Annotated in this window: 20 protein-coding genes; 12 read left to right on the top strand and 8 right to left on the bottom strand. The window is 31.1% G+C overall.

Annotated features, from left to right (window positions below; genetic code table 11):
• Positions 1-47: 47 nt before the first annotated feature.
• Complete coding sequence (locus tag ACE193_RS18975) at positions 48-1,979, bottom strand: DNA topoisomerase IV subunit B (RefSeq protein ID WP_375559793.1); 1,932 nt, start codon at positions 1,977-1,979, stop codon at positions 48-50.
• Positions 1,980-2,497: 518 nt separating this feature from the next.
• On the opposite strand from ACE193_RS18975, the gene ACE193_RS18970 reads away from it, so the two are divergent.
• The 5 genes from ACE193_RS18970 (at position 2,498) to ACE193_RS18950 (ending at position 9,196) form a co-directional block, all read left to right on the top strand.
• Complete coding sequence (locus ACE193_RS18970) at positions 2,498-3,391, top strand: polysaccharide biosynthesis/export family protein (RefSeq protein WP_375559792.1); 894 nt, start codon at positions 2,498-2,500, stop codon at positions 3,389-3,391.
• A gap of 275 nt (positions 3,392-3,666) precedes the next feature.
• Positions 3,667-6,153: a polysaccharide biosynthesis tyrosine autokinase gene (locus ACE193_RS18965; RefSeq protein WP_375559791.1), complete on the top strand. Its 2,487-nt coding sequence runs from the start codon at positions 3,667-3,669 to the stop codon at positions 6,151-6,153.
• Position 6,154: 1 nt separating this feature from the next.
• The gene (locus ACE193_RS18960; protein WP_375559790.1) at positions 6,155-6,904 is read left to right on the top strand and encodes a tyrosine-protein phosphatase; all 750 of its coding nucleotides are present in this window, start codon (positions 6,155-6,157) and stop codon (positions 6,902-6,904) included.
• Between the two features lie 184 nt (positions 6,905-7,088).
• Positions 7,089-8,369: an NADP-dependent isocitrate dehydrogenase gene (icd, locus tag ACE193_RS18955; RefSeq protein WP_375559788.1), complete on the top strand. Its 1,281-nt coding sequence runs from the start codon at positions 7,089-7,091 to the stop codon at positions 8,367-8,369.
• A gap of 254 nt (positions 8,370-8,623) precedes the next feature.
• A complete protein-coding gene (locus tag ACE193_RS18950; protein WP_375559787.1) occupies positions 8,624-9,196 on the top strand; it encodes a hypothetical protein in 573 nt (190 codons plus the stop codon).
• A gap of 147 nt (positions 9,197-9,343) precedes the next feature.
• On the opposite strand, the gene ACE193_RS18945 is transcribed toward ACE193_RS18950, so the two are convergent.
• The gene (locus ACE193_RS18945; protein ID WP_375559786.1) at positions 9,344-10,408 is read right to left on the bottom strand and encodes an agmatine deiminase family protein; all 1,065 of its coding nucleotides are present in this window, start codon (positions 10,406-10,408) and stop codon (positions 9,344-9,346) included.
• 244 nt (positions 10,409-10,652) lie between these two features.
• On the opposite strand from ACE193_RS18945, the gene ACE193_RS18940 reads away from it, so the two are divergent.
• Positions 10,653-11,339 (top strand): hypothetical protein, encoded by a 687-nt coding sequence (locus ACE193_RS18940; protein WP_375559785.1) that lies wholly within the window; start codon positions 10,653-10,655, stop codon positions 11,337-11,339.
• A gap of 344 nt (positions 11,340-11,683) precedes the next feature.
• On the opposite strand, the gene ACE193_RS18935 is transcribed toward ACE193_RS18940, so the two are convergent.
• The 4 genes from ACE193_RS18935 to ACE193_RS18920 all read right to left on the bottom strand — a co-directional run bounded on the left by ACE193_RS18935 (position 11,684) and on the right by ACE193_RS18920 (position 16,365).
• Positions 11,684-12,169, bottom strand: coding sequence for a GNAT family N-acetyltransferase (locus tag ACE193_RS18935; protein WP_375559784.1), 486 nt, complete (start codon positions 12,167-12,169; stop codon positions 11,684-11,686).
• Positions 12,135-13,223 carry an ISAs1 family transposase gene (locus ACE193_RS18930; protein ID WP_375559783.1) on the bottom strand — a complete coding sequence of 363 codons (1,089 nt, stop codon included), beginning with the start codon at positions 13,221-13,223 and terminating at the stop codon, positions 12,135-12,137. The genes ACE193_RS18935 and ACE193_RS18930 overlap by 35 nt, the downstream gene beginning before the upstream one ends.
• A gap of 104 nt (positions 13,224-13,327) precedes the next feature.
• Positions 13,328-14,959: an ATP-dependent endonuclease gene (locus tag ACE193_RS18925; protein ID WP_375559782.1), complete on the bottom strand. Its 1,632-nt coding sequence runs from the start codon at positions 14,957-14,959 to the stop codon at positions 13,328-13,330.
• Between the two features lie 86 nt (positions 14,960-15,045).
• The gene (locus tag ACE193_RS18920; RefSeq protein ID WP_375559781.1) at positions 15,046-16,365 is read right to left on the bottom strand and encodes a glycerol acyltransferase; all 1,320 of its coding nucleotides are present in this window, start codon (positions 16,363-16,365) and stop codon (positions 15,046-15,048) included.
• Between the two features lie 122 nt (positions 16,366-16,487).
• Between ACE193_RS18920 and ACE193_RS18915 the strand changes: the two genes are divergently transcribed.
• Both ACE193_RS18915 and def read left to right on the top strand, forming a co-directional pair.
• On the top strand, positions 16,488-17,357 hold the full coding sequence (locus tag ACE193_RS18915; RefSeq protein WP_375559780.1) for a hypothetical protein: 870 nt from the start codon (positions 16,488-16,490) through the stop codon (positions 17,355-17,357).
• Positions 17,358-17,444: 87 nt separating this feature from the next.
• Positions 17,445-17,996: a peptide deformylase gene (gene def / locus ACE193_RS18910; RefSeq protein ID WP_375559779.1), complete on the top strand. Its 552-nt coding sequence runs from the start codon at positions 17,445-17,447 to the stop codon at positions 17,994-17,996.
• 260 nt (positions 17,997-18,256) lie between these two features.
• Here the strand turns inward: def and ACE193_RS18905 are convergent, their stop codons facing one another.
• Positions 18,257-19,882: a hypothetical protein gene (locus ACE193_RS18905; RefSeq protein WP_375559778.1), complete on the bottom strand. Its 1,626-nt coding sequence runs from the start codon at positions 19,880-19,882 to the stop codon at positions 18,257-18,259.
• Between the two features lie 271 nt (positions 19,883-20,153).
• Here ACE193_RS18905 and ACE193_RS18900 point away from each other — a divergent pair, with 271 nt between their 5' ends.
• The 3 genes from ACE193_RS18900 to ACE193_RS18890 all read left to right on the top strand — a co-directional run bounded on the left by ACE193_RS18900 (position 20,154) and on the right by ACE193_RS18890 (position 23,389).
• Positions 20,154-21,290, top strand: a complete 1,137-nt coding sequence (locus ACE193_RS18900) for a hypothetical protein (RefSeq protein WP_375559777.1) — start codon at positions 20,154-20,156, stop codon at positions 21,288-21,290.
• 113 nt (positions 21,291-21,403) lie between these two features.
• The gene (locus tag ACE193_RS18895; RefSeq protein WP_375559776.1) at positions 21,404-21,952 is read left to right on the top strand and encodes an RNA polymerase sigma factor; all 549 of its coding nucleotides are present in this window, start codon (positions 21,404-21,406) and stop codon (positions 21,950-21,952) included.
• A 15-nt stretch (positions 21,953-21,967) separates the two neighbouring features.
• A complete protein-coding gene (locus ACE193_RS18890; RefSeq protein WP_375559775.1) occupies positions 21,968-23,389 on the top strand; it encodes a hypothetical protein in 1,422 nt (473 codons plus the stop codon).
• Positions 23,390-23,495: 106 nt separating this feature from the next.
• Here ACE193_RS18890 and ACE193_RS18885 read toward each other — a convergent pair whose 3' ends face one another.
• A complete protein-coding gene (locus tag ACE193_RS18885; protein ID WP_375559774.1) occupies positions 23,496-23,909 on the bottom strand; it encodes a DUF4783 domain-containing protein in 414 nt (137 codons plus the stop codon).
• Positions 23,910-24,339: 430 nt separating this feature from the next.
• Here ACE193_RS18885 and ACE193_RS18880 point away from each other — a divergent pair, with 430 nt between their 5' ends.
• Positions 24,340-25,503 carry an efflux RND transporter periplasmic adaptor subunit gene (locus ACE193_RS18880; protein ID WP_375559773.1) on the top strand — a complete coding sequence of 388 codons (1,164 nt, stop codon included), beginning with the start codon at positions 24,340-24,342 and terminating at the stop codon, positions 25,501-25,503.
• Positions 25,504-26,475 lie beyond the last annotated feature (972 nt).

Genomic DNA, 26,475 nt, shown 5'->3' with positions numbered 1-26,475 from the left:
GGGTCTTCGAAGTCACTTAGGGTTTGATATTATGAATTACAGAAAATTTAAACAGTTTCTAAATCACCTTGAACAGTAACTTCAATTTTATTTCCCTCTTCATCTTCAACTGCATCTTTTTCTACTTTCAAGTTATCGATAATAAACTCTTGACGTTCACGAGTATTTTTGCCCATATAATAAGTCAAAAGGTCAGAAATAGAAGTCGATTTATTCAAAATAACAGGTTGAAGTTTCATGTTTTCATCTATAAACTGTCCAAATTCATCAGGAGAAATCTCTCCCAAACCTTTGAATCGTGTAATTTCGGCTTGTTTGCCTAACTTATTTGTTGCTGTTTGTTTTTCTTCTTCTGAATAGCAATAGATAGTTTCTTTTTTATTTCGAACTCTAAATAATGGCGTTTCCAAAATATGTAAATGTCCTTTTTTGACCAAATCAGGAAAGAAGTGCAAAAAGAAAGTCATCATCAAAAGACGAATGTGCATTCCATCAATATCAGCATCTGTCGCCAAAACAATTCTATTAAAACGAAGTCCGTCTAATCCATCTTCAATATTTAAGGCGTGAAAAAGAAGATTAAATTCTTCATTTTCATAAACTACTTTCTTCGTCTGACTAAAACAGTTGAGAGGCTTTCCACGAAGTGAAAAAACAGCTTGTGTCTGTACATTTCTAGCTTTGGTAAGACTTCCACTTGCCGAATCTCCCTCTGTAATAAAAATAGTTGTCTGTCTTTTTATTTCCTCATCGCCTTTGTTGTCATCAAAATGAACACGACAATCACGCAGTTTTTTATTGTGAACACTTGCTTTTTTTGCTCTTTCGTTGGCAATTTTTTTGATGCCCGAAATTTCTTTACGCTCTCTTTCTGATTGCAAGATTCGCTTTAAAATAGCATCAGCAACCGTTGGATTTTTATGTAAATAATTATCTAGTTCTTTTCTAAGAAAGTCATTAATGAAATGACGTACACTAGGTGAGTTTGAATCTGGAGAAATATTTTGAGAGCCTAATTTTGTCTTGGTTTGAGATTCAAAAACAGGTTCTTGGACTTTTATTGCAATCGCACCAGCGATTGACTGACGAATATCAGCAGCATCAAAACTTTTTCCATAAAAATCACGAATTGTCTTGACCATTGCTTCTCTAAAAGCTGCTAAATGCGTTCCTCCTTGAGTAGTATATTGTCCGTTTACAAACGAATAATAATCTTCTCCATAATCGTTGGTATGACTAAAAGCAACTTCAATGTCTTCTCCTTTCAAATGAATAATTGGATAACGCAATGACTCTTCATTTACTTTTCTCATCAAAAGGTCATACAAACCTTTGTTAGAATAGAAATTTTTGCCATTATAATTTATTGTCAGTCCTGCATTCAGAAAGGCATAATTCCAAATTTGTTCTTCCAAATATTCAGGAATAAAACGATAATTTTTGAAAATAGAATTATCAGGTTCGAAGAGTACAAACGTTCCATTTTTTGCATCTTCATCTACAATAGGTAAATCATTTTTCAAAACTCCTTGATGAAATTCAGCCACTTTTGACTTTCCTTCTCGTGTGGATTTGACACTAAAATGTGTAGAAAGTGCATTGACAGCCTTCGTACCAACACCATTCAAACCAACTGATTTTTTGAAGGCTTCTGAATCATATTTTGCACCTGTATTAATTTTGGAGACACAATCAATGACTTTTCCGAGTGGAATACCACGTCCAAAATCACGAACTGAAACTCTATGATCTTCAATTTTGATTTCAATTCGCTTTCCATGTCCCATCACAAACTCGTCAATACAGTTATCGACTACTTCTTTTACAAGAACATAAATTCCATCATCTTGTGCCGAACCGTCGCCGAGTTTACCAATATACATACCTGGACGTAACCGAATATGTTCACGCCAATCTAGTGAGCGTATGCTATCTTCATTATAAGTTGAATTACCAGTAGAGGAAGTATCTTGAGCCATATCTATTATAAATTTCTATATTTTCAGACAAATATTTTTTTCTAATTTTTTATATTTGATTTTGTAATGGAGAATTAATTTCTTTTTATTAAGAATCAAATATTTTGCAAAGATGACTAATTTTTTGAGTAAAGTTAATTATTTATCAAAAATTTATCCTAATTGCTCTACAAAAATGCTAATTAATTTAGCAAAAACCAAATTTATTTTCAGTATTTTTATTTCAATCAAGGAGATTATTTTTTTGTATATTTTAAAAAAAGATTAAACGTAAGCCATTTTTCTCTAAAAATCAATAAATTATAAATATCTCTAGTATATCTACTCATTAATCCTCAAAAGTCCATAAAAAGAATGTATTTTTGTGCCTTGATTAAAATTATTCTAATTCTATCATTAGGAATTAATTTATATTTTATGGCTTATTATTCGCTTGTATTAATTTTGCCTTTTTTAATAAAAAATTGAAATTTATTTATTTACATCAATTTAATCATTGATAGATATACTGTTATTTAATGAGAAATACTATTATTTTTTCAGCAAAAATTATTTTTTCTTTTCTTCTTTTATCATCCTTATTTTCTTGTGCAGGTTATCAGAACAACATTCTTTTTCGTACAGGCGAAGATTTTGATAATAATGCTTTTGATAAAGTAAAAGTAGAAGCAGAACAAAATTATAGACTTGCACCTTTTGATTATATTACTATTCAAGTTTTTACCAACGATGGCGAAATTATGATTGACCCTTCTGGAGATTTTGGTGAGGAAGTTACAGATGGAGGTGGGGTTATTGGGCGCAATCAAAATCAATTTGAAACAGATGTATCAGGTATTCCTACTACAACTGGCAATACAGGTGCAAATGGCAGAGGTGGTTTGTTACGTAGGTATTTGATACAAGAAACAGGAACAGTTATTTTACCTATGATTGGAAAAACTCAGCTTGCAGGGCTTACTCTTTATGAAGCAGATAGTTTGTTAGCAGAAAAATTTAGCAAATTTTATGAAGAGCCTTATATTATTACTCGTTATATCAATAAACGTGTTATGGTAATGGGAGCTATGGGAAATAAAGTCATTACACTTACCAATGAAAACATGACACTATTAGAAGTACTTACATTAGCAGGGAATTTTGATAACAATACTAGGGCAAACAAAATTCGTTTGATTCGTAATGCCAATACAGGCAATCCTATCATGAAAAACATTGATTTGAGTACGTGGCAAGGCTTGAAAAATGCAGAGTTAATTATTCAACCTAATGACGTAGTATATGTAGAACCTCGCCGTCGTGTAGGTTCAGAATTTTTGGCTGATTTTGCTCAAGTAGCTTCTGCTATAGGCAGTTCAGTAACTCTTATTCTTACTGTTCTTTTATTACAAGATAGATTTGGAGGTAATTAGAAATAAATTATATTTCATTTCATTCTAAATACAGGGCATGTTCATAAAAAATAATTGAGCTTGTGAATATGTTTAATCAAATAAGTTATAGCATTTTTTTAACTTTAACTTTGACAGTCCTTTTAGAAGGCTGTCAATAGTTGGAAAAATAAGCTCGTCTGTACCTAAACTATTGTCAGAGTTATTTTGGATTACCAAAAACTGCTGACAAAGTTTTTATGAACATGCCCTGATTCTAAATATTATATAGATAAAAAGTTATTTTAATAGATTAAATGAGCGACTTCGACGAAAATCCATTCATAAATCCTGCACAAGCAGCCGACGCATCCTCTAATGAAGATAATTTTTTAGCTGACTTTGATGTTTCTAAACTCATTAGGGTCTTCAAAAAGAAGCTAATTTATATTATCCTTTTATTTATTATTTGTGTAGCATCTTCTTGGGTAGTATTACGATATACAAAACGTATATATCGCTCCTCTTCTACTTTAAAGTTAGAAATGAAAGGAACTTCTGAACTATTAGGAAGAGGAATTTTTGCTAACGATGAAAATGTAACCAATTTTTTGGTTGGAGAAATTGAACTTATTCTTTCTCGCTCTGTATATGAAGAAGCAGTAACCAAACTTGATTTGGATATAAGTTATTTTGTAAAAGGGCGTTGGTGGTTTAACTACTTCGAACGTTTCCAAGATAGTCCTTTTGAAGTTAGTGAATATGAAGTTTATAATTCTGCTTTTTATAATCGTCCTTTGGACATACAAATTATAGATGAAGAGGAATTCGTCCTCAGTTATCAAACCCCAACAGGAGATAATTTCAGTAAAATATATAGGTTCAATACTCGCATCAAAAATCAATATTTTACGCTCATTATTTCTACAACAAATACGTTTGATAAATTAAAATCATCTTCAGATAATTATTTTTTCACAATAAATAGCCGTGAATCTCAGATAAATTATGTTGCTTCTTCTTTGACATCAAATATAGTAAACCCCAAAGCATATACTATACAAGTTTCATTTACAGATAATAATCCCTATAAAGCTGCTATCATAACAAATACAGTAGTAGATATATACTTTGACAAAACACTAGAAAATAAAAATAAAGTATATAGACAAACCATAAATTATTTAGAAGATCAAGTACGAATTGTACAAGACAGTTTAGAAAAGGTTGAAAAAGGAATTGATGACTACAAACAAGAAAATGGAATTAGTAATCAAAACCCTGAAGAATATCAAAGTTTGATACAAAATATCCTAAATGATATTAGAGGTTTACAAGAAAAAAGATTAGAGATAGATAATGAACTAAAAATCTATAGAGAGATATCTACATTATTAGAAGATGACTCTACACTTTTGGTAGCCCTTACTTACTCTACTATCCTTAAAGACCCTACTTTAAAAACTAGATTAGAGAAGGTGTATGAGGAAGAGAAAGAGAAAAAATTTATGCTTGATAGAATTACAAAACAAACAGCAGCCTATCAACAAAAGGAAAAAAAAATAGAATTACTAAAAAAAGAAGTTGATAAATTTATTACACTCAATCAACGCATTATTTATGAACAGCTTAGTGAAATAGCTATAAACATATATAAATTACAAAATTCCATTCCCTCCTCAGCTAGTGAAATAGATTTAGAGCTCAAAAAAATGATGCGTTATCAAAATTCTTATCAACAAAACTATAGTATTTTGTTGGGAAAATTGATAGAAACGAGTATCACTATGGCAGGTACAGTTACCAATTATCAACGTCTGGCTACTGCAATTCCTAGTACAAGCCCAATTTATCCAGAACCTCAGCTTTTTTATATTTATGGATTAGGTGTTTGGTTGGCTCTGTCTGTTTTGCTTATTGGACTTACCTATATAAGACAAAATAAAGTTGATTCACTTATTGAACTCGAAAAATTATCTAATGTCCCTATCTTAGGAATGGTACCTAAATATAATAAGCCAATGGATTATTCTCAACTGATTATCCATAAAAAACCAAAATCAGCAATTAGTGAGTCTTTCCGTTCGCTACGTACTAACTTAGATTTTATGGGCAATATTTCTAATGATACCATTATATCTGTTACCTCAACAACCAGTGGAGAAGGAAAAACATTTATTGCCGTTAATTTAGGTGGAATTATTGCTCTATCTCAAACAAAAGTTGTACTCTTAGATTTAGATCTCAGAAAGCCAAAAGTACATTTAGCTTTTGGTGTAGAAAATACAAGAGGAATGAGTACCCTTTTAATAGGAAAAACTTCTATTGATGAAGCTATAAATAACAGTGAAATTCCTAACTTTGACTTTATTACAGCAGGAGCACAGCCTCCTAATCCATCAGAACTTATTATGAGTGAGGAATTTAAAGATTTACTCAAGCAACTAAAATTACGTTATGATGTAATCGTATTTGATATGCCTCCAGTAGGTCTTGTTACCGATGGAATTATTGCTATGCGTTTAGCTGATTTGCCTATTTATGTTGTGCGAACTGAGTATTCTCAACGTTCTTATATAAAAGGTATAAACCGTTTGCATCAAGTACAAAATTTCAAGAAACTATCTATCATTCTCAATGCAGCAACTAAAAGCACAGGAGGAGGATATGGGTACGGTTATGGATATGGATACGGATACGGATATGGATACGGGTATTATGACGATGATAATGATGAAAAGTCTTTACTAGATAAAGCTAAAATTTGGTGGATTAAAACAAAACAAAAACTAAGTAGAAAATAAAATGATTTCATTATTTAGAAAAAAAGCCAAATCGTATGGCAACATACTGCCAATTACAGTAGATATGCACTCACATCTCTTACCAGGTATAGATGATGGTTGTAAATCTTTTGATGAATCCATCGAACTCATTAAAGAACTAATACTTTTAGGATATAAAAAACTTATCTGTACACCTCATATTATGGGGGATTTTTATCGTAACACACCTGAAATTATTTTAGGAAAATTAGACCAACTTAATGATATTATCCAACAACTTGGATTGAATATAGAATTAGGTGCAGCAGCAGAGTATTATTTAGATGAATCCTTTATGGAGCGAATAAATAAAGCAGAAAAGTTACTTTGTTTTGGTAAAGAGAAATATGTTCTTTTCGAAACTTCTTATATGAATGCCTCTCCTCATATAGAAAATACAATTTTTATGTTGCAGTCCTTAGGTTATACTCCTGTACTTGCACATCCAGAACGTTATGTATATCTATTCGAAAATTATAATGAACAACTTCATAAACTACATGAAAAAGGAGTTTTATTTCAAGTAAATATAAACTCTCTGTCAGGATATTACTCTCGCCCTTCCAAGAAAATAGCTGAATATTTAATTGATGAAGACTTAGTTAGTTTTTTAGGAACAGATATGCACGGAAAACGTCATTTTCAATCTTTATTAAAAAGTAGAGAAACAAATCATTATAAAAAAGCAATCTCCCAAAAATTATTAAATAATAAATTATTAGAACTCTAAAATTAGTAACACTTAACTAATTTTGCCCTTCATTTATTGTATTATCACTTATCAAAAGATGAATTTCATAATTCATAATTCGTAATTGCTTACAGTTTGCGTATATTTGTACCTAACTTGGTTCTTTTAAAAAGATTCCTATCAAAAAATTATTTCACACAATTATTAAAATAGAACATTTTTTATGAGCGAAAATATTATCACCATCGAAAACGGCAATCTAAATGTACCTGAAAACCCAACACTTCCTTTTATTGAAGGAGATGGAATTGGTGCAGATATTTGGAAAGCATCACAAGCTGTTTTTGATGCTGCAGTTGAGAAAGCCTATAATGGCAAAAGAAAAATTGACTGGAAAGAAGTATTAGCTGGAGAGAAAGCATTCAATGCAACAGGAAGCTGGTTACCTACTGAAACTCTAGACGCATTTAGAAAGTATTTAGTAGGAATCAAAGGTCCTTTGACTACACCTGTAGGTGGTGGTATTCGCTCTCTTAATGTTGCACTTCGTCAAGAATTAGACTTATATGCTTGTTTACGTCCTGTTCGTTACTTTGATGGTGTTCCTTCTCCAGTAAAACACCCAGAACGTACAAACATGGTTATTTTCCGTGAAAATACAGAAGATATTTATGCAGGTATTGAATATATGGCAGGAACAGCAGAGGCTGATAAAGTGAAAAAATTCTTGATAGAAGAAATGGGCACTACTAATATTCGTTTCCCAGAATCATCTTCTATTGGTATCAAACCAGTTTCTAAAGAAGGTACAGAACGTCTTGTTCGTTCTGCTATCAAATATGCAATCGCTCAAAAACTTCCTTCTGTAACACTTGTACATAAAGGAAATATCATGAAATTTACGGAAGGTGCATTCAAAACTTGGGGCTACGAATTAGCCGAAAAAGAATTTGGTAATGAAACTTACACTTGGACGCAATACGATCGTACAAAAGAAGCTAAAGGAGAAGATGCTGCAAATGCAGAACAAAAAGCAGCTTTGGATAGTGGAAAAATTCTAGTAAAAGACTCTATTGCAGATGCCTTTTTACAACAAATTTTGCTTCGTCCGTCTGAATATTCAGTAGTGGCGACACTTAACCTTAATGGTGATTATATTTCTGATGCTTTAGCTGCTATTGTTGGTGGTATTGGTATTGCTCCAGGGGCAAATATAAATTATGTAGAGGGTTCTGCAATCTTTGAAGCAACTCACGGAACAGCTCCTAAATATGCAGGTTTGGATAAAGTAAATCCGTCTTCTGTAATTCTTTCAGGTGTTATGATGTTCGAATATATGGGATGGCAAGAAGCTGCTGACCTTATTACTCAAGGTTTGGAAGGTGCTATCAATTCTAAACGTGTTACTTATGACTTCGAAAGACAAATGGAAGGAGCAACACTTGTTTCTTGTTCTGGTTTTGGAGAAGAAATCATCAAGAATATGAAGCCTGTTATGGCATAAATACCTTTGTTTTTATAAATCAGAAATTTACTCAATATCTAACTTGATAATTTTGATACAATTTCTGTAACTTTATAGCGATACATTTTACCAACTAATTATACTATTTAGTAAAAGGCAAAATGTATCGCTATTTTTTTATAAATTAGACTTTTCTACCTTGTCTTTATCAAAAAGATACTAAATTATAGTGATTAGAAGAAAATAATTTTATTCATTGATCACTAATCATTAACCACTAATCATTAAATTTTATGCGTTTTTCATTTTTAAATATCCTTGCTGTTGCACTACTTATCTGTCTTTTTTCTTGTAATTCTTCTACAAAAGATAGTTCAGAAACAAATGCAGACTCTGTAACTACAACAGAAAACTCAACGAATTCATCAGAAACAAATACAAATACAGAAACAGTAGTAGAGTTTTCTCCTGAAGATGCCAACAAAGAAGGTGGTTTTTTTAATGTTTCTTTAGGCGAAGAAAAATCAACTGTAAAGACTAATTTTTCGGATAATGGTCTTTCAATGGATAAAGACAATGGCGTAACTTATATCATGGCTGGAAATACTGAAAACAATATCAGTATCGATCTCAAAGGTGGAACTTCTGGAGAGTTTCCAATTGGTAGTGATGAGAAACGTTCTGCAAATGTAGCTATAAACTTAACAACAACATCTGGAACAATGGGTGGTTCGCTCACAAAAGGAACAGTAACAATTACAGAACTAGACGAAACAGCAGGAACAGCAGCAGGAGAATTTAAAGGAACTACAGCAGATGGAAAAGAAGCAACAGGAGAATTTAAACTCAATCTAAAGAAAATGTAAGGTATAGGGGACGCTAAAGCGTCCCTTTTTTATTTGAAACTATTGAAAACTCATAATACAAGAAAAAGTGTGCCTTTTCACTACGATGATTGTTTATGATTTTTCACTTCGCATTTACTTATAACTTCTCAATTCATACTTCTTACTTTATTTTGGAAACTGCATGGTCAAACAATGCAAAGAACCATGCTGACGAATAATAGGCAAACAGTTTATTCCAATAATTTCTCTATTTGGAAAAGCTTTTTTAATTTGAGAAAGTGCTAAATTATCTAAATCTCTATTTTCTTGGTCATTTTCATAAGTAGGAACTAAAACAGCTCCATTAATTATCAAAAAGTTTGCATAGGTGGCAGGTAATCGACGATTATCTTCCTCGTGATATGCAACAGGCGCAAAAGGCAAAGGGAGTAATTTATAGGAATTGTTATCAACTGTTTTTAGATTTTTGAGTTCTTCTTCCATTTTTTGTAAAGATTCATAATGAGAATCTGATTTATCTGTGGGAGGAGCAACATAACAAATTGTTTCATTCGGACACAAACGAGCCAACGTATCAATATGTGCATCTGTATCATCTCCTTCTAATGCACCATGTTCTAACCACAAAATACGTTCAGCCCCAAAATATTTTTTGACTTTTGTTTCTATTTCTTCTCTTGAAAAATTAGGATTTCGCTCTTTTGAAAGCAAACATTCAGAAGTCGTCAAGATTGTACCTTCTCCATCAGATTCTATCGAACCACCTTCTAATACAAAATCTATCTCTTCAACTTTGCCTTTCAAATAATTTTCTTTCTTTAAATTTTGAGTAATCAAATTATCTTTAGATGCTTCAAATTTATTTCCCCAGCCATTAAAAGTAAAATTTAAATGGATTTTTTCTCCATTCTCTAAAACAGTAATTGCGCCATGGTCTCTTGCCCACGTATCATTCGAATCTATTTCTACAAAGGTTATTTTATCAAACTGTTTTTTACTATTGTTTAGTAATGAGTTCTGAAATAGTTTTTCAGTTTCTGATTTGTTTTGGCAAACCAAAAGTACATTTTCAAAACGTGTAATTTGAATTACAATTTCTACAAAAACAGGCGTTACAAGCTCCAAATCATTTTTCCAATCCGAATTTTGATGTGGAAAAGTAAGTTGAACATAAGATTGTTCTTCCCATTCAGCAGGAAGACGACGAGAAATAGACGAATTTTCAGACATAATTTATATAAGTAAAACAGACATCCCTGTCTATTGGAAAGATATTTTTATTTTTTTATTGGCACAAACTCGGAAGTCTGTGATACTCGTACAAAATAAAACAATTTTTGGAATATATTTTTATGCTGCACTTTGTTAAAAAACTTCAAATTTAGATTTTCTTCAAAAAATGAGTAGGGGAACTCTTTTGATTTGTTCGTCATAGTTGCAAATCAAAAATTCAATTTCAAAACCAAATTTAACTATGACACATTCTAAATTTTACACGCTTTCATTTTCTGCCTTTATTTTATTTTTCTTGATTTCATTTTCATCCTTCTCACAAGATTCTACTTCACAAGTTATAAATGAGAAAAGTACTACTGACCCAATTACTATTTTTGGAAAAAATTCTACACAAAGAAGTGGTTTTTTTATGGCGTGGGACACAAAAGCAACTAAACTTATTGGCGAACCAGCTATTCTAACTGGTGGTAGAGTGGGTTGGAATGTAAATGGAGTAATGAATATGGGGTTTATGGGACAAGGACTTGTTCCGACTGTTCAAAAGACATTTTCTAGTGATGTATTTCAAAATCAAAATGCTCGTTTGTTGATGGGTTATGGTGGAATTACACTTGAACCTATCATTGGTTCTCGTTTGCCTATTCACGTTACTTTTCCAACTACGATTGGTGCTGGCTGGGTAGGTTACGTAAAAGATTGGAAACATGAAACAGCTTATACCAATCATGAAGACGATTTATTAGATGATGAAATTTTCTTTGTTCTTGAGCCAAGTGCGATGGTAGAAATGAATCTGACCAAAATTTTGAGAGTTTCGATGGGAGGAAGTTATCGTTTTACGGATGATGTAAAACTTTTAGAAACTTCAAAAAATGGACTAGAAGGTTTTGCATTTCAGTTTTCCATCAAATTAGGTAGATTTTAATTTGATTAATTAAAAATTAGTTTCATTAAACAAACAAAAACAATCTACAAACCAAAAAAACCTTTTGATATTTATTCAAAAGGTTTTTTTTATATATTAGCATTAAATAATTTACTCATACTGTAAAGACTTTTTGCAAAAAACCTAAACAATTTATATATTTGTAGTGTTAATAAAGTGTATTAAGAAATTGACACAGTTCTATTCCATTCTTTCTTATTTCAAGTACAAAAACTTGAAACTTTTTTTGAAAGAATCAAATAGAGAAAAAATAGTAAAGATTCATTGTTTTCCTGATTGAATAGAAAAAGGCTCTTACATTTTGTAAGGGTCTTTTTGTTTTTTTATAATTTTCGTTCCATAATTCGTAAAAACCTTCCTTCAATAGAAGTTTTTAATTTTGCAACAGTAATGAAATCTAGTTTTTTATAAAATAGTTCTGCATTAGGGTCAGCATCTAAAACTATTTTTTTAGCTTGAATTGCTTTTACTTTTTTCATAAAATCATTTACAAGTAGCTTTCCATATCCTTTTCCAATAAAACTAGGCAGCAAAAATAAATTATCTAACTTAATTGTATCAGTATCTACTTTGAAGAAGGAATAATATGCAATTACTGTTTCTTTTTCCATCAATATATAAACTTCATTCTCCTCAATATACCTCTCCGTAATGGTAAGTTCTTCATCCCATTTTTGTAGCTGTTCTTCGCTATAATTCCAATATGCTTTTGATTTTTTGGTTATTTCTGTTAGAATAATATGGTTTTTGGGTGTAGCCAGACTAAACGCACTATTAAACGAACATTTTGGTAAAAAGTTGTTCAGCATAGCTTGTATTCCAATTAATTTTATTCATCATTTTTTTAGTGCTAAGTTTAGTTTCATACATTTTAGCAGCATTTAGTATTATTTTTCTGACTAGTGCTAAATTATGAACTGAATTGTCTTTTCGGTTTCTTTTTTCGTCTTCTTTTAAAATAACGTCTAGTTGCCAATGTAATTTATTTTCTATTGCCCAATGCCCTCTAGCTAATTTATAGGCTTGTTTTGCACTCAAATTTTTAATACTTGAGATATAATAGCGTATATGTTCTCCTCGTAATGAGCTATTTGTAGTTAATTTTATTAAAGTTACTAAACCTAACCAATTAGCTAGATTTTCTATCCATTTACAGTTTGAACTTACCTCTACTTTATATTCTACTACTTGATTAGCACTTGCTGACCAATCTTGTGTCTCAAATATATCATCAGCCTTTTCTACTTTAAAAGTAAGCTCTGTTTGCTCTAAAAGATGTTTTTGGTTTCCTTTTAGGGCTAAAAAATAATCTCCTTCTTTCTCTATAATCTGTTGAGCAATCGCTTGTTGTGTTCCCATAGCATCTAAAGAAACAACATATCCTTTCAAATAAAGCATTCCTAAAAGAGCTGGAATAGCCGTAATTTCATTACTTTTTTCTTCTACTTGAACCTGTCCTAAACTCAAACCTAGTTCACTAGCAACAGCACTAACTAAATAAATCCCCGTTTTACTACCCCGAAGAGCTTTTCCATCCACACTAATTTGCTGATAAGGTAAACCTAAATCTTTAATGCAAGCTGAAATCCAATCCATAAAACAACTATTAAAAAAAGCACTATCTAAGTGTAAAAAAACTCTACGTATAGTATCATGGGAAGGAATTCCGTTAGGCAAACGTAGAAAATTTTGTAAAAATTCCTTTTTCTCAATACCAAAATCGGCTATTTCTTCATAACCATCTGCACCATGAAAAATAGCACATACACTTAAAAGCAAAATATCCTGCAAATTGTGCAAGTAATTTTTATTTTGCCTACGAAAATCAGGAACTTCTGATAAATAAGAGCTTAAACTGACCATAAAAGAGAAAAAATTAAAAGTGAGAACGAAAATTAACTCTTTTTTATTAATTTTATAGTGCGTTTAGTCTGGGGTGTAGCTTTTTGGATTTTCATTTTTAAATATCATTTTTTCTTAGGCAATGATTCACAAACTTCTCTTACTTTATCAATGAAACTGCTAAGAATATCAGAAACTTTTTCTATATCTTCTTTTATCATTCTACTTGCTATAATTCTATATACTCTTTCATCTTTTCTAAAACCTTCTACTTTTTTCTCTAACTGAAATAAATTTTTATCGTCGTTTAGGCATTCTTCAAAACCATCTGCTAACACATATTGACTATTTTCATCATAGTATGTTTTTACAATCTCTGCATTCAAATAATTTTCTATTCCATATCCTTTTAATTCACAATGAATAATTTTATCATTATTGGCAGCCATTTTTCTAATTTTATTTACTGACTTTTTACTTTGTTTATTATTATCTCCATCTGTAACAATAATAATTTTATTATAATTTCCATAAAGTGATTCATATTTAGTACTCTCTAATACAGATATTCCTCCTATTGCTAGAAACTTTATATCATACTCTTCAAATAAATTATATTTACGCAGAAATTCCTCTAAAACAGGAATATCTGTTTTCCCTTCTGTCAGAATAATAACATCAGAAAGTAGATTATCAGAAGACAAATAACCTAATTCACTAAGTGCATCTGCTTTATCTGTACTTTCTCTGACATTTATTTTATCATCATAAAATACTGTATAGATTTTATCTACATAACTCATATCTAAAAAAATATTTGAATGAGTAGAAATAAAAAATTGCTTATCAGTTTGTTGAGATAGAAAACGTAATAACTCTCTTTGCATTTCTGGATGCAAATGATTTTCAGGCTCTTCTATTAGAACTATATCATAATCTGGAAATACAGCATATATCAATATTGTGAGAACATCTCGTAAACCCAAACCCATATCCTCTGCTGATATCGATGGCTTATCTTTATACGCAAACTCTAGATATGTTGTATCTCTATCTAAAACTATATCAAAACTATATCCTTTAGAAATCTTTTTAAACCCCTGTTTTATTGTATTGTAATAACTAAATTCTTGACTTACCTTTCTAGCGTTTTGACATTGATATAAATATTTTATTACTTCTATCATATCTTTTTCTAAATACTTATTTTCTTTTTCATCATGACTTAAATTTAAATGAGAACTATTTTCTACATTTATTCTTCTTTTTGCTTCTACGTATTTTATGTTGGGATTAGGGTTTAAAATTTGAATAAGAGTTGATAATGTTCTTTTCTTATTGTCTTGAGGATAAATAATATCATCTAACTCTATAAAGTGACTTATTAACTGTTTTGCAGAATAAGAAAATACTTTACCTTCTACTGTTGTATTTTCTGATAACTTCTTTAAATCACTAAAAATTGCCTCTTTATATATTATGTAATTTTCTAAAAATTGGTTTACATTTTCGATAGATGTAAATTTATCTGTTAAATTAGCAAGTGTAAACTTATCAGCTTCATTCTTAAACTCGCTAACTTCTTTATCATTTAAAGTTGTCTTGGCTATTGTTTTTTTTGCTTCAATTGTTTTCAATAAAGTAGTTTTACCAGCATTATTTTTCCCACACAAAATATTTATCCTACCTAGATTAAGTAGTTCACAATCAATATTTTTTTCTTTATCTACTATCTGAATCCCTTGAAAAAATTTCATTTTCTATGATTTTAATTAATTGAAAATCTAAACTCACATTTAGGAAAAGGCAAGCCATTTTCCCTACAAAAATCTAAATTCAGAATTTATTTATTAAACTCCCTCCAAATCGTAGGCAACCACCCCACCACAGGCACATACATCAACAAAACTTCTGGATTATCTACTACCAAATCAACAGTTTCTTTTACCATATCCATTACATCTTTATCTTCTTCTAGCTCCTCTTCTACTTCATTTGTTCGTGCAATTTGTTGAGCTTGAACTACTTTTTCTTCTAATGAAGGAGCAATATTTGAAAAATTATTAAGCTCAAATAATCGATTTTGAAATTGTTTTTCGTGGTCGATAAAACGAAATGCCCACGTAAAAGGCAGGTATTCAGGTAGTTTTTTCCATTTCCAAAGTGCTGTTAATAAAAATTCTTTCCAGTTGTACGGACTTTCGCCATATCTTTCTACAGCTTCATTGAGTTCTCGCTGCATAATGGCGTGAATAGCATCACGAAGTGCAAAAATTTCTTCTTCGGTAGCTTCTTCTACTGGTTTTCCTAAAATCTTGTAGGGTTTTATACGCCTTCCACGCACAAAAATCAGTTTTGCAGGAAAAGCAAAATAAAATAACCAAGGTTGCAAAGGAATCAAAGCAGTCATGACACCGATAGGCAAAAATGGAATTCCTAGTTTCTGAACCAAATTATCCAAAACCTCTATGCTATAACTAAACGGATTGATGTATTCGGCATTCACAGTCGCAAAAGGAATAATATCAGCTTTGTGTTTCAAACTCATTCGCAGAGTTGATGTAGAAAGCCGTTGCAATTCATATTTTTTATCAAATCCTTTTCCAATTCCTCCTACTCCTTCTGGATAAATCAAAACATTAAATTTACCTTCTTCCATCATCGTTTCGAAGTTGAGCGAAGTAGCATCTACTCCACCTGCTCGTTTCCAAAAATTCTCTATCGCAAACGGACTCATCAAATTACTCTGTGAAAGCATCGGCGCAGTAAGTGGACGAGCAACTTTTGTCATGTCGTAATTATGGATTTTCAAAAGCATCGACGAAAAAACAATAGCATCCCACGGAAAAGCCATTCCAGAGTGGTTACTTGCAAAAATCAAAGGTGCATCCGTTTTTCTTTCAGGGTAATCTTCGCCCTCAAAACCTATAAATTCGGTTCGGAAGTAATACAAACTAAGTGGCTCTAAAATCTTTGTAATCAAACTTGCTGCATAACGAGGGTCAAAAGGCGCATTGATTTTGATGCCATTATCTTTGATTATTTTTTTATAGGTTTCTAATTTTTGTGCTAGAGTTTGGCTTTTTGTAAAAGTGTCGTTGGTGGAGACACCAACAATGGCAGGATTAGAATTTGCAAAAGAGGCAGAATTTTGATTTTCCATAATTGCAGTTTAGTTTTTTAGTGAAACTTGAAACGTATCAGTTCCACAATGAACAAATAAAACTATATTTACTACAAAATACGTAAAAAAATAGATTCTTTTAAACTATTTCACGTCCATTTATGACTAATTCAATTACAATTCTTTCAAACAGTTCTATTTTACAAGAAAATCGTCAAGATCCAATTACTGGCGATTTGATAAAAGAAGGCGATAACGTAGTGATTTGTGCCAGTTGTAAGTCTGCTTTTTTGGAAGGAAGTTGGAAGTATTTAGGAGAAAAACATTGTAACCAAACAGAAACATTAAACCAAGTTCCTGCAAAACAAAATTTTAAATTTGTAAAGAAATTAAAGAAACTAGAACAGGTTATTTTTTCGGCTGAAATGGCTGTAGGAAATACAACTCTAGTTTTATCAATCATTTTTGGGATGATTAGTTTTATTTTTTCTATGTTGGTATTGGCAGATATTCTCCCTCAAGAATTTCTATATGCTATCGGAGTTTTTATACTTATTACGCTACTTAATAATATATTTGAAAATAAAGGAGTTGAGGTAAAAGAAACAGCTATTTATGTAAAAAAGGGATTTGGTAGAAAGAAACGATATCCAATTTCTAAACTAAAAAAACTAGATATTGTGTACTATAATGGTTTTCATCATGAAGTAGATCATAATAATCCCCTTTTTCAAGGACAAACAATGGCAAGCGAACTTACCATTTCTGTGTCTCCTACCATTCGTCTTAGAGGAGGTTGGTTTCCATTAGATTTGAATCTTAGTGAATATGACTTTAATAAAAACAGAGATAAATTTGCTGAGTTTTTGAGAAAAATCAGCTACGTCTTGCCTGTCAATTTATCAACTGATGATGATGAGTTGATAAATCTAATTAGAGAAAAAGAAAGTAAATTAATCATAAGGAAAGATTTGGAAGGGTTGCGTCATTTTTTTGGAAAATATTATCGTGGAAAAATTCCTCTCAGCTAATTTTCATTTTCATAATTCTCTACAAAAAAATCTTATTTTCCGTACCTTTGTCATTATTTTCATTCTCAAAAAACAAAATCTGAAATTATGATTCGTCCGATATACGTATATGGTCATACTGTGCTTCGCAAAAAAGCAACTGATATAAAACAAGATGGTTCGATTGATGTAAAAGAACTAGCAAATGATATGTTCGAAACGATGTATTCGGCAAGTGGTGTCGGTCTAGCAGGACCTCAAATTGGTCTTGGAAAACGTATTTTTGTTGTCGATGGTGGCGCAATGGACGAAGAACTAGACGGCTTTAAAAAAGTATTTATCAATGCTGAAATCCTAGAAGAAGAAGGCGAAGAATGGACTTTCGAAGAAGGCTGTTTGTCTATTCCACAGATAAGAGGAGATGTTTCTCGTAAACCAAACATCAGAATTAAATATTATGATGAAAACTGGGAACTTCATGAAGAATCTTTTGATGGAATTGCTGCCCGAATCATTCAGCACGAATATGACCACATTGAAGGCATTTTGTTTACTGATTATCTTTCTCCACTCCGAAAACAACTTTTGAAAGGAAAATTAGATAAAATAAGCAAAGGAAAAATAGCTGCTGATTATAGAGTTACGTTGCCTAAGAAGTAGATACAATAGTTTTAAGTAGTCGTGCAAAATTAATAATACATATAACTGATTAGTGAGTGATTTATATGATTTTTAAGATAAAATACAAGATTAATACAATAAAACACTAAATTTATTTTTATATATAATTAAAATGTATTTATGTACTATCCTGCAATTATCATAGTAATCATAAAAATCACTCGCTAATTATGTCTAACTACTTACTGAACTGTTGGCTTCAAACGAACCGTTCAGTATAAAAATTATTAGAAAAAAATTTATTTTTTACGAAATACAAAACCTACAAAACTTCTATCACTTGCCCAAAACTCTTGTATTTTATCAAATTTTTGAGGATTTTCTAAGAAATATTTATAATTGAGCATAGCTTTGTTTTGTTCTGGACGATACGAATAATGCGAATCCCAAAAGATAAGCGCATTTTTTGGAAGCTCTGCAACTGTTGTCGAATCTATTGATTTTGGAGTAATTTCAAATGTTTCAGGCGTTTCATCTAAATAATAATAGAAAAGTTGATGATTTACCAAAATAGGTGTTTGTCCATATTTTTCCGTAAAATTTTCATACCATTTTGCCATATTTTTCACACTAGAATCTTCTTCTGATAATGGTTTTGGTTTGAGTGTAATAAGTGCCATAAAAATAGCAAAAACAGCAAAAGCAGTTCTAGCTTGAGAAAATGAAAGCCCAATAATAAGAATAACAATCGTTCCTGATACAGCCATCAAAGGCGCAAAATAGCGTTCTATTTGAAACTCTCGTCCTGCTTGTGCCATTCGTGCAGCATAATCTTCATCTAAAAGCATAATCTGATTATCAGGATAAGTCATATAAATACCTACCAAAAGAGCCATCGGAATAAGTGCATAAATTACTTTCCAACCCTCTTTTGTATTTCTGTATTCCTCCACAGCCAACGCACCCAAAACACTAAAAAGTGGAGCAATGATAATCAAATAACGTAAATTTCCAGCCGTTGCAGGACCAATCGGAACAGACTGAATATTAAAAACACAATACATCAAAAAGTAAAGCGTCGGCAAAATAGCAACTGTAACGTGTGGTATTTTCTTTTGAAATGCCTTCAATGTAAAATAAGCAACTATCAACGTAATCACAATTCCACCATAAACCGTTGCAGACATCAGAAAATAATGCTCAAAACCTTGTCTAGGATATTGGTCGCCTATTTCGCTACTTGTCTTTAATACTTGATTTAATAAATAAAGGAAATCGCCTGTAATGGCAGCACCCCAAAAGTTATGAACTAGAGGAAAAACACCTGTCAGAAGTGCAGGAAGCCATTGTTTTTTGTAAAGCAAGAAGAAAAAATAAAGAGCTAAAAAAGGATAAAATTCTTGTCGAATAAAGACAATATAAGAAGCAGCCAAAGCAGCAAACGCATATTTTTTGTCTTCATTGAGATAAACAGCCAAAATCAAAATAAAGGCAGCAAGCAGCTCAGAATAATTACGAAAAGAAAGACCAATCCAAAACGGTTGAGTAAGCAAGAAAATAAGAGCTAAAACAGGAATCTTGACATTAATTTTTTGAGCTAATTTAAAAGCAAAAAAACCAGAAAAAGCAGCCAAAAGACAATTTAAAAAAGTAACAAAATGTACTCCCAAAAGAGAAGGCAACGCATAAACGAGCTTAAATCCAGGTTTTTCCCAGTTGCTAAGAATTCGATTTGGATTAAACCAAAAACGCTTCATAGAAACATAATGAACAGCTTCATCTTGCTGATAAAATCCTTCTGAAACAAATGAAAAAGCAAAATACAAACACGCTGCAACAAGTGTCAGAATAAGAGCTATTTTTGTAGAAATGGGAGAAAAAAGAGATTCAGAATCTAATCTTTTATATTGATTTTGAGAAGACATTTTAAGTAAATTTGGTAATTAATATGATTTTATTTTTTCACAAAGGTCTATATTCTCTTTCAAAATTGCTATAAAAAATAACTTTAATTTTATTTTACATAAAAAAACACACCTTTTAAAAGCAATGTAAAACACTGATTTACAACAATATACACTTGTAAAAAGATTGTAAATTAAAAATTAATTAAAAAAATACTGAACCACTAAGCAGCATAATTATAGAAGGTTCACTCTTTATAGACAGAACATCAAACCTTTTAATTTTTACATTATGCAAACATTCAAAAAGTGCTATTCGCAATTATTTTTAATTGTATTTCTACTTATCAGTTCATTGTATCTTACAGCTTGTGATACATCGGAAGATGATGTTATTGTAAACCCTGAACTTCCTAAAGATCATACAGGAGAAACTAGAGATAATGTAACAACAGTTTCAACAGCTTCTAATATGGGTGCATATATCATAGATTTTCCACGTTTGTTTGATATCTCACAAGAAATTGAACTAGAACTAACCACAGTTCCTAGATATGGAAGAGCTGATATTGTTAATCAAGGGACTATACTCTATCGTGCATTTGATAAAACTACTCCAAGAACAGACGAGTTTGGCTATCGAATGAATGGTAAAGATGGAATTTTAAAAATTGCATATAGACCTGACTCTACCATTTGTGAGGCTGTTAGTGATTATTTTTATGTTACAGAAAATACTCCACTTTATGATTTAGACTTATTTAGTAATGATAATTTATGTGGTGATGTTGATAGATGGGTTACACAAAGAATTTCTATAGAACCTGAAAGAAGAGAGCCCACTTTTATATATCAACAGGCTACTACTACAATGAATTACTATCCACCTAGCGACTTTGTTGGTATTGAAATACGTGATTTTCGTATTGAAACATCAAACGGTAACTCATATATAAGTAGTATAATATTCGAAGTAGTAGAAAATACGGATAGTCTGTGTACATCTTTTTCAAACAATGACACATTTAATCATACCAATCTACCAATATTTGAAGGTATTCACTCCGATATAGTAGTATTAAAAACTGATACAACATTGATGGATAGAAGCAACATACATGTAGCCACTCACTTTGAACTAGATATACTAAGCTCATTAAGTACATTTAATACATTTATAGAAGGTCAAGAGTATTATTATATCCCTTATTTAGATAACGATAGCATCTGTACTTACTTGATTAATGATTGGGATGTAAGTGTTGATTGGAATGGAATCAGTAATGGTAGTCATGGTTTAGGATATTACCCCTTTTACAACCCTGTTTTTCTTGTGCCAGTAGATACGCCCAAGCCATTTAATTTTATTTATACTATTAAAAATAGTGTTACAGGAGAAGAGCATACTGCTGAAGTGGTTGTGAATTAAAAACTATTTCCTTTTTCCTAAAAACAGCATTACTTTGTAGTGCTGTTATTGTCGTTTGTAAAGGTTTGATGTTCTACCAATGTTCTACAAAAAAGAATCTACCAAAAATACCTATGTCAGAGAAAGAAATTTTTTCAGGTTGTTTAAAAGGCTCTCGTCCTGCTCAAGAAGCTCTGTACAAGCTCTATGCAGGAAAAGTCATGGCAACCTGTACACGCTATGCAAAAAGCAGGGAAGAAGCAGAAGACATGCTACAGGAAGTTTTTCTAATCATTTTCAAGAAAATCAATCAAGTAAAAAAGATGGATTCTCTTGGAGGTTGGATAAGACAAGTAGCTGTCCATAAGGCGATTGATATTTATCACAAACAAAAAAAACATTTTGGACATCTCTCTGATGAAGCACTTATGTATGAATCTGATACACAAGATACTGCACTTGATATGCTTTCTGTTGAAGAACTTATAAAACTTGTTCAAGAATTACCTGAAGGATACCGACTAGTATTTAATTTGTATATCATTGAAGGATACAAACATGAAGATATTGCCAAACTATTAGGAATATCAGATAGTACTTCTCGTTCACAACTTACCAAAGCCAAACAAGCATTGCGAAAAATGTTGGCAACCAACTATCAAATTACTCAATACATACGCTAAAAACATTTTTGTTTTATGGACAACAATATACAAAATTCTCAAAATGATTCGGAATGGAAAAATAGCTTTTCCAAACTAAATGACTGGGACTCTCTGCCTCCTCTTGATGGATGGGAAAAAATTTCTGAACAACTAGACAAGCCTTCAAGACCAAAGTTGCTCTATTGGTTTGTAGCTTTAGGATTCATTTTATTTTCTGGTATTGGAAGTGGAATTTATCTTAATCAGTCTGAAAAGAATAATAAATCTTCTGAATTTGTTTCAGTTAATACACCTCAAATTGTAAAAGAAGAAAAGAATCAAGTTTTAGAAATAGAAAAATTAGATAATAGTTCTGCAAAAGAAAATTCAGTAATTAAATCTAATTCAGAAAAGTCAATATCAGACAAATTTTTTTCCTCTAAAGCTATTAAGTCTTCTAAGCATTCTGATAAAATAGCTATTACACAAGAAAAAAAGAGCAATATTGTTTTGTCAAATGACCTAAACAATAACAAAGGAGAAAAAAGAGTGGTAAATAAAAATCAAAAAAATCTCCCACAAAAAGACGCAGAAATGGCTACTAATACTGATGAGGATAAAAAAATACGATTTGTGTTAGAAGAAATACCTCTTGGGAAAATAAAACTAAATGCAGACCCATTTTTTGAGATGCAAATAGATTCTATCAAACTTGTATCAAATAATGATAAAATAGATAGTTTGAGTAAAGTCAATTCTAGTTTACCTAAAAAATCAGATGCAATTTCAACATGGAAAATTGCTTCTTATACAGGTGTTGGACTGACCTACAAACACTTTACAGCAAATCCAAATGACAACCATTATGTCAAAATGCTCAATGAAAAACAGACTATTAATGAACGTCAAAATCTTACCTTTGGATTTACTGTTGAAAAAGAATTATCTAAAAAATGGAATTTACACGCTGACATAGGCATTTTGAAGTGGAAAAATACTATTGAATATAAATTTGTTGGAAATTATTATTCTGCACCTACCAAATATACAGCTACCAAAATTTCCACAAATCATGTATCTATTCAGCCTATTTATGAAGATAGAGAAAGCATACAAATACAGACTCTAAACTATGAAACAACTTACTTTAAAACTGATTTAGGTATTTCCTATTCTTTATTTCAATCTAAAAAATGGAAACATCAAATGGGATTAAAAACAGGTCTTTTATTACTTACAAATGAAACTACAAACTATACAGCTTATCAAAGCACAACACAGTTTCCAAGTGCAAAAAAAGCAATCCCATTTCTAGCAGGTTTTCATCAGACTCATTATCAACTAAATAATCATTGGGGAATTTTTGGTGAAAGTTCATTAAAATATCTACCTAATTCGGTAGGAGATAAAAATACAATTTGGCAAATACGTTTTTATCAAATAAACCTACACGTAGGAATTTCTTATAAATTCTAAATTCCATTGTCATAAAAAAAGCCTTTTTCTTGCGAAAAAGGCTTTTTTTTATAATAGAATCTTAAAGTGAGAGGGGGCATTCTGACAAGATTTATTTTTTGTACTTTTATTCTCTACTAAAATCAAGTGTATCTATTCTGTAACCATTTGCAGTTGATTTTACCAAAATATAAACTCTAAATGTATTTCCGTTTGTAGCTGTATATTTTCCAATTACATATTTCAATCCTTCTTTTGACGCTCCTTTATGAATATATTCGAATTGTTTGGCTGGGTTTTTTGTAAAGAAATCTTTCAATACAAATTCGGCTTGAGATTGACTATAAGTTGCTTTTTGGTCGCCAAGTCCTATTTCGATAGCATCGTGGCAAAGTTTTACTAATTCTTTTGTAGAAGCAGCTCCAATAGCTGTTTTGGCTGTATTTATGACTTCGTCTTCTGTTTGTGCAAAGGTTGGAGAGGCTGAAAAAATCCCCCAAACTAAACCGAATGTTATCCAAAGAAAAAATAATGATTTCATAATTGTAAAAGTTTTAACAGATTTTTGTAGATAGAATAAATTTGTATAATTATTTTAAGGTGTGTTCTATTAAATTGGAACAACAAAGATACCATTTATAAATTCTAATGGGATAGTTCTTTTTGGGTATAAATAAAAAAGAATTATTTTACTTTTCCACTCTTAATACAAAGATTTGCCAAAATAGTGCCAATAAAAGAATAACCTATTTCTGTTGTCTGTATTCTTACATTCTGTAAAACGTATTTTCAGTTTGAAATATGGCTATTTTTCTCAGTTTGAAGTCTCAATTTTATTTTTAACGCCTTTTATTAGTTTTTCACTCTTGTTTAGCTATAAGTTTTGTGTAAATTAGCCACTTCTAAATCCTATTTTCATTTGGATTATTTTTTTATAGGTCTTATTTGGTATTTAATTTTACTCATTAATTATGAAAAAAGTTTTGATTGCTTCATTTGCTCTTTTACTTATCGCTATGGGCATTTTTGTTGTTTATTATTTTATTAATCAAGAAGAAGATGTACAAGAAGATATAGAGTTAGTTTCTCCAAAAATGGGTTCAATTATCAAAAAAACAGTAGCGACAGGTTCGATTGTTCCTCTAAAAGAAGTTGCTGTAAAGCCTGCTGTTTCGGGAATTATAGACAAAATTTTTTTTGAAGCAGGACAAGAAGTAAAGGTGGGAGATGTAATCGCCAAAATAAAAGTAATTCCGAATATGACCAACCTTACTAATGTTCAGAATAATCTAGAACAAGCTCGGCTTACTTTAGGTATGCGTGAGCGTGAAATGAAAAGACAAAAACAACTTTTTGATGATGGCGTAATTGCAGAACGTGAGTATATGTCAGCAAAAGATGATTATGATTTAGCCAAAAATCAAGTCAGTGCAGCAGCCGAAAGTCTGATTATTGTTAGAGAGGGAACTTCTAGCCGTTCTTCTAGTACCTTGACACTTATAAAAGCTACAACAAGTGGAGTAATTTTGGATATTCCTGTAAAAGAGGGCGCAAATGTAATTGAAAGTAATACATTTAATGAAGGAACAACCATTGCAACCATTGCAGATTTGAATAATATGATTTTTGAAGGAACAGTAGATGAAGCCGAAGTAGGAAAACTCAAAAAAGGAATGGATTTGGTCTTGACAATCGGAGCAATAGACAATGAAAAGTTTGGTGCAAAACTAGATTTTATTGCACCAAAAGGAATAGAAGAAGAAGGAGCAATCAAATTTCCTATAAAAGCTGATGTAGAACTGAAGGAAAATCAATTTGTTCGTGCTGGATATAGTGCCAATGCAGATATTGTTTTAGAACGAAAAGATAATGTCTTAGTCATTGAAGAAGCATGGCTACAATCAGCTAATAAAAATCAAGAAAAAGGCGAAAAATCAGATAAAAACAAGAAAAATGAGCAAGATTCTACAAAAACCAAAGAGTCAAGTCAAAAACCTGATGCACTTTATGTAGAAATACAAACTGGAGATAATACTTTCGAAAAACGTTATCTTACCTTAGGACTTTCAGATGGAATAAATATTGAAGTATTGAAAGGACTAAAATTAGGAGCTAAAATCAAAAAACCAAATTAATTTTTAAATCTATTTGGTTGTTGGTGTCGCTTCGCTAAAATACCAACAACGGCATTTTGGGCAAATTAATTTTTAAATGCCTTTTTTATAAAAAACAAAGTTTTTATTTACTTCTTAGGGCAAATGCACGAAAATAAAATGTGTGATTTTACACTCTTTTTGACCTATTTTTTTAGTTTTAAAACTCAAGCGAGGACGCTTGAATTTAGACAAAAACTGGTTTAAGCGTCCTCGCTTGAACTAATTCTTAAAAAATAAAATTTCGTGCGTTTGCCCTATTTACTTCTAGCTTTTCAATTAACAATTAGTCATTTTTTTGTAGTAATTTGGTGGTTTAATGATTTTTAAGACTTTTGTTGTTTGAAAAAAAATCATGGTTCTCTGACAATGTTTGCACTATGTTGTTGGTGTCTCCACCATAGCCGTAAGGTTAAAAATTTATTTGATTTTTTAGCTTCGCTGCTTTCGTTACACTTCAGGTGTTCCGTTAGGAACTTTATATTGGTAGAAAAAAGGCGTAAAAAAAATGTATTCTGTTCCATTAGGAACTACATATTGGTAGTATTCTAAGATGTTCAACACAAAAAATGCTACCAATATCAAACTCCTACGGAGTAAATGAATCTAATTTTTCATATTTTACTACCAACATACAACTCCTAACGGAGTAAAAATCAAAATTTCTCAATAACCTTACGGCTAGGGTGTCTCCACCGACGACCACCAATATTCAAAATTCGAAAAGATCAATAAGGTGCAAAAATTGTCAAAAAACCAAAATCATTAACCACTTAAAAAAACTTAACCTCGTTTTTTATCCTTTTAACCTACATATCCTCCCACTTACGACATTTTCGAAAAATAAAGTTTAATATTAATCAAATTTGTTTCTATGGATAAAGGAAATTAAAACTACCTTTATCTACTTCAACTTTATAGATAAGTTACTTACCACCTAAATCAATCAAAAAA

Origin of the sequence: Bernardetia aquimarina (assembly GCF_042180575.1) — a bacterium.
Lineage (GTDB): Bacteria > Bacteroidota > Bacteroidia > Cytophagales > Bernardetiaceae > Bernardetia.
Note: the sequence above shows the minus strand (reverse complement) of the source record. Positions and strands in the feature narration are given on the sequence as shown.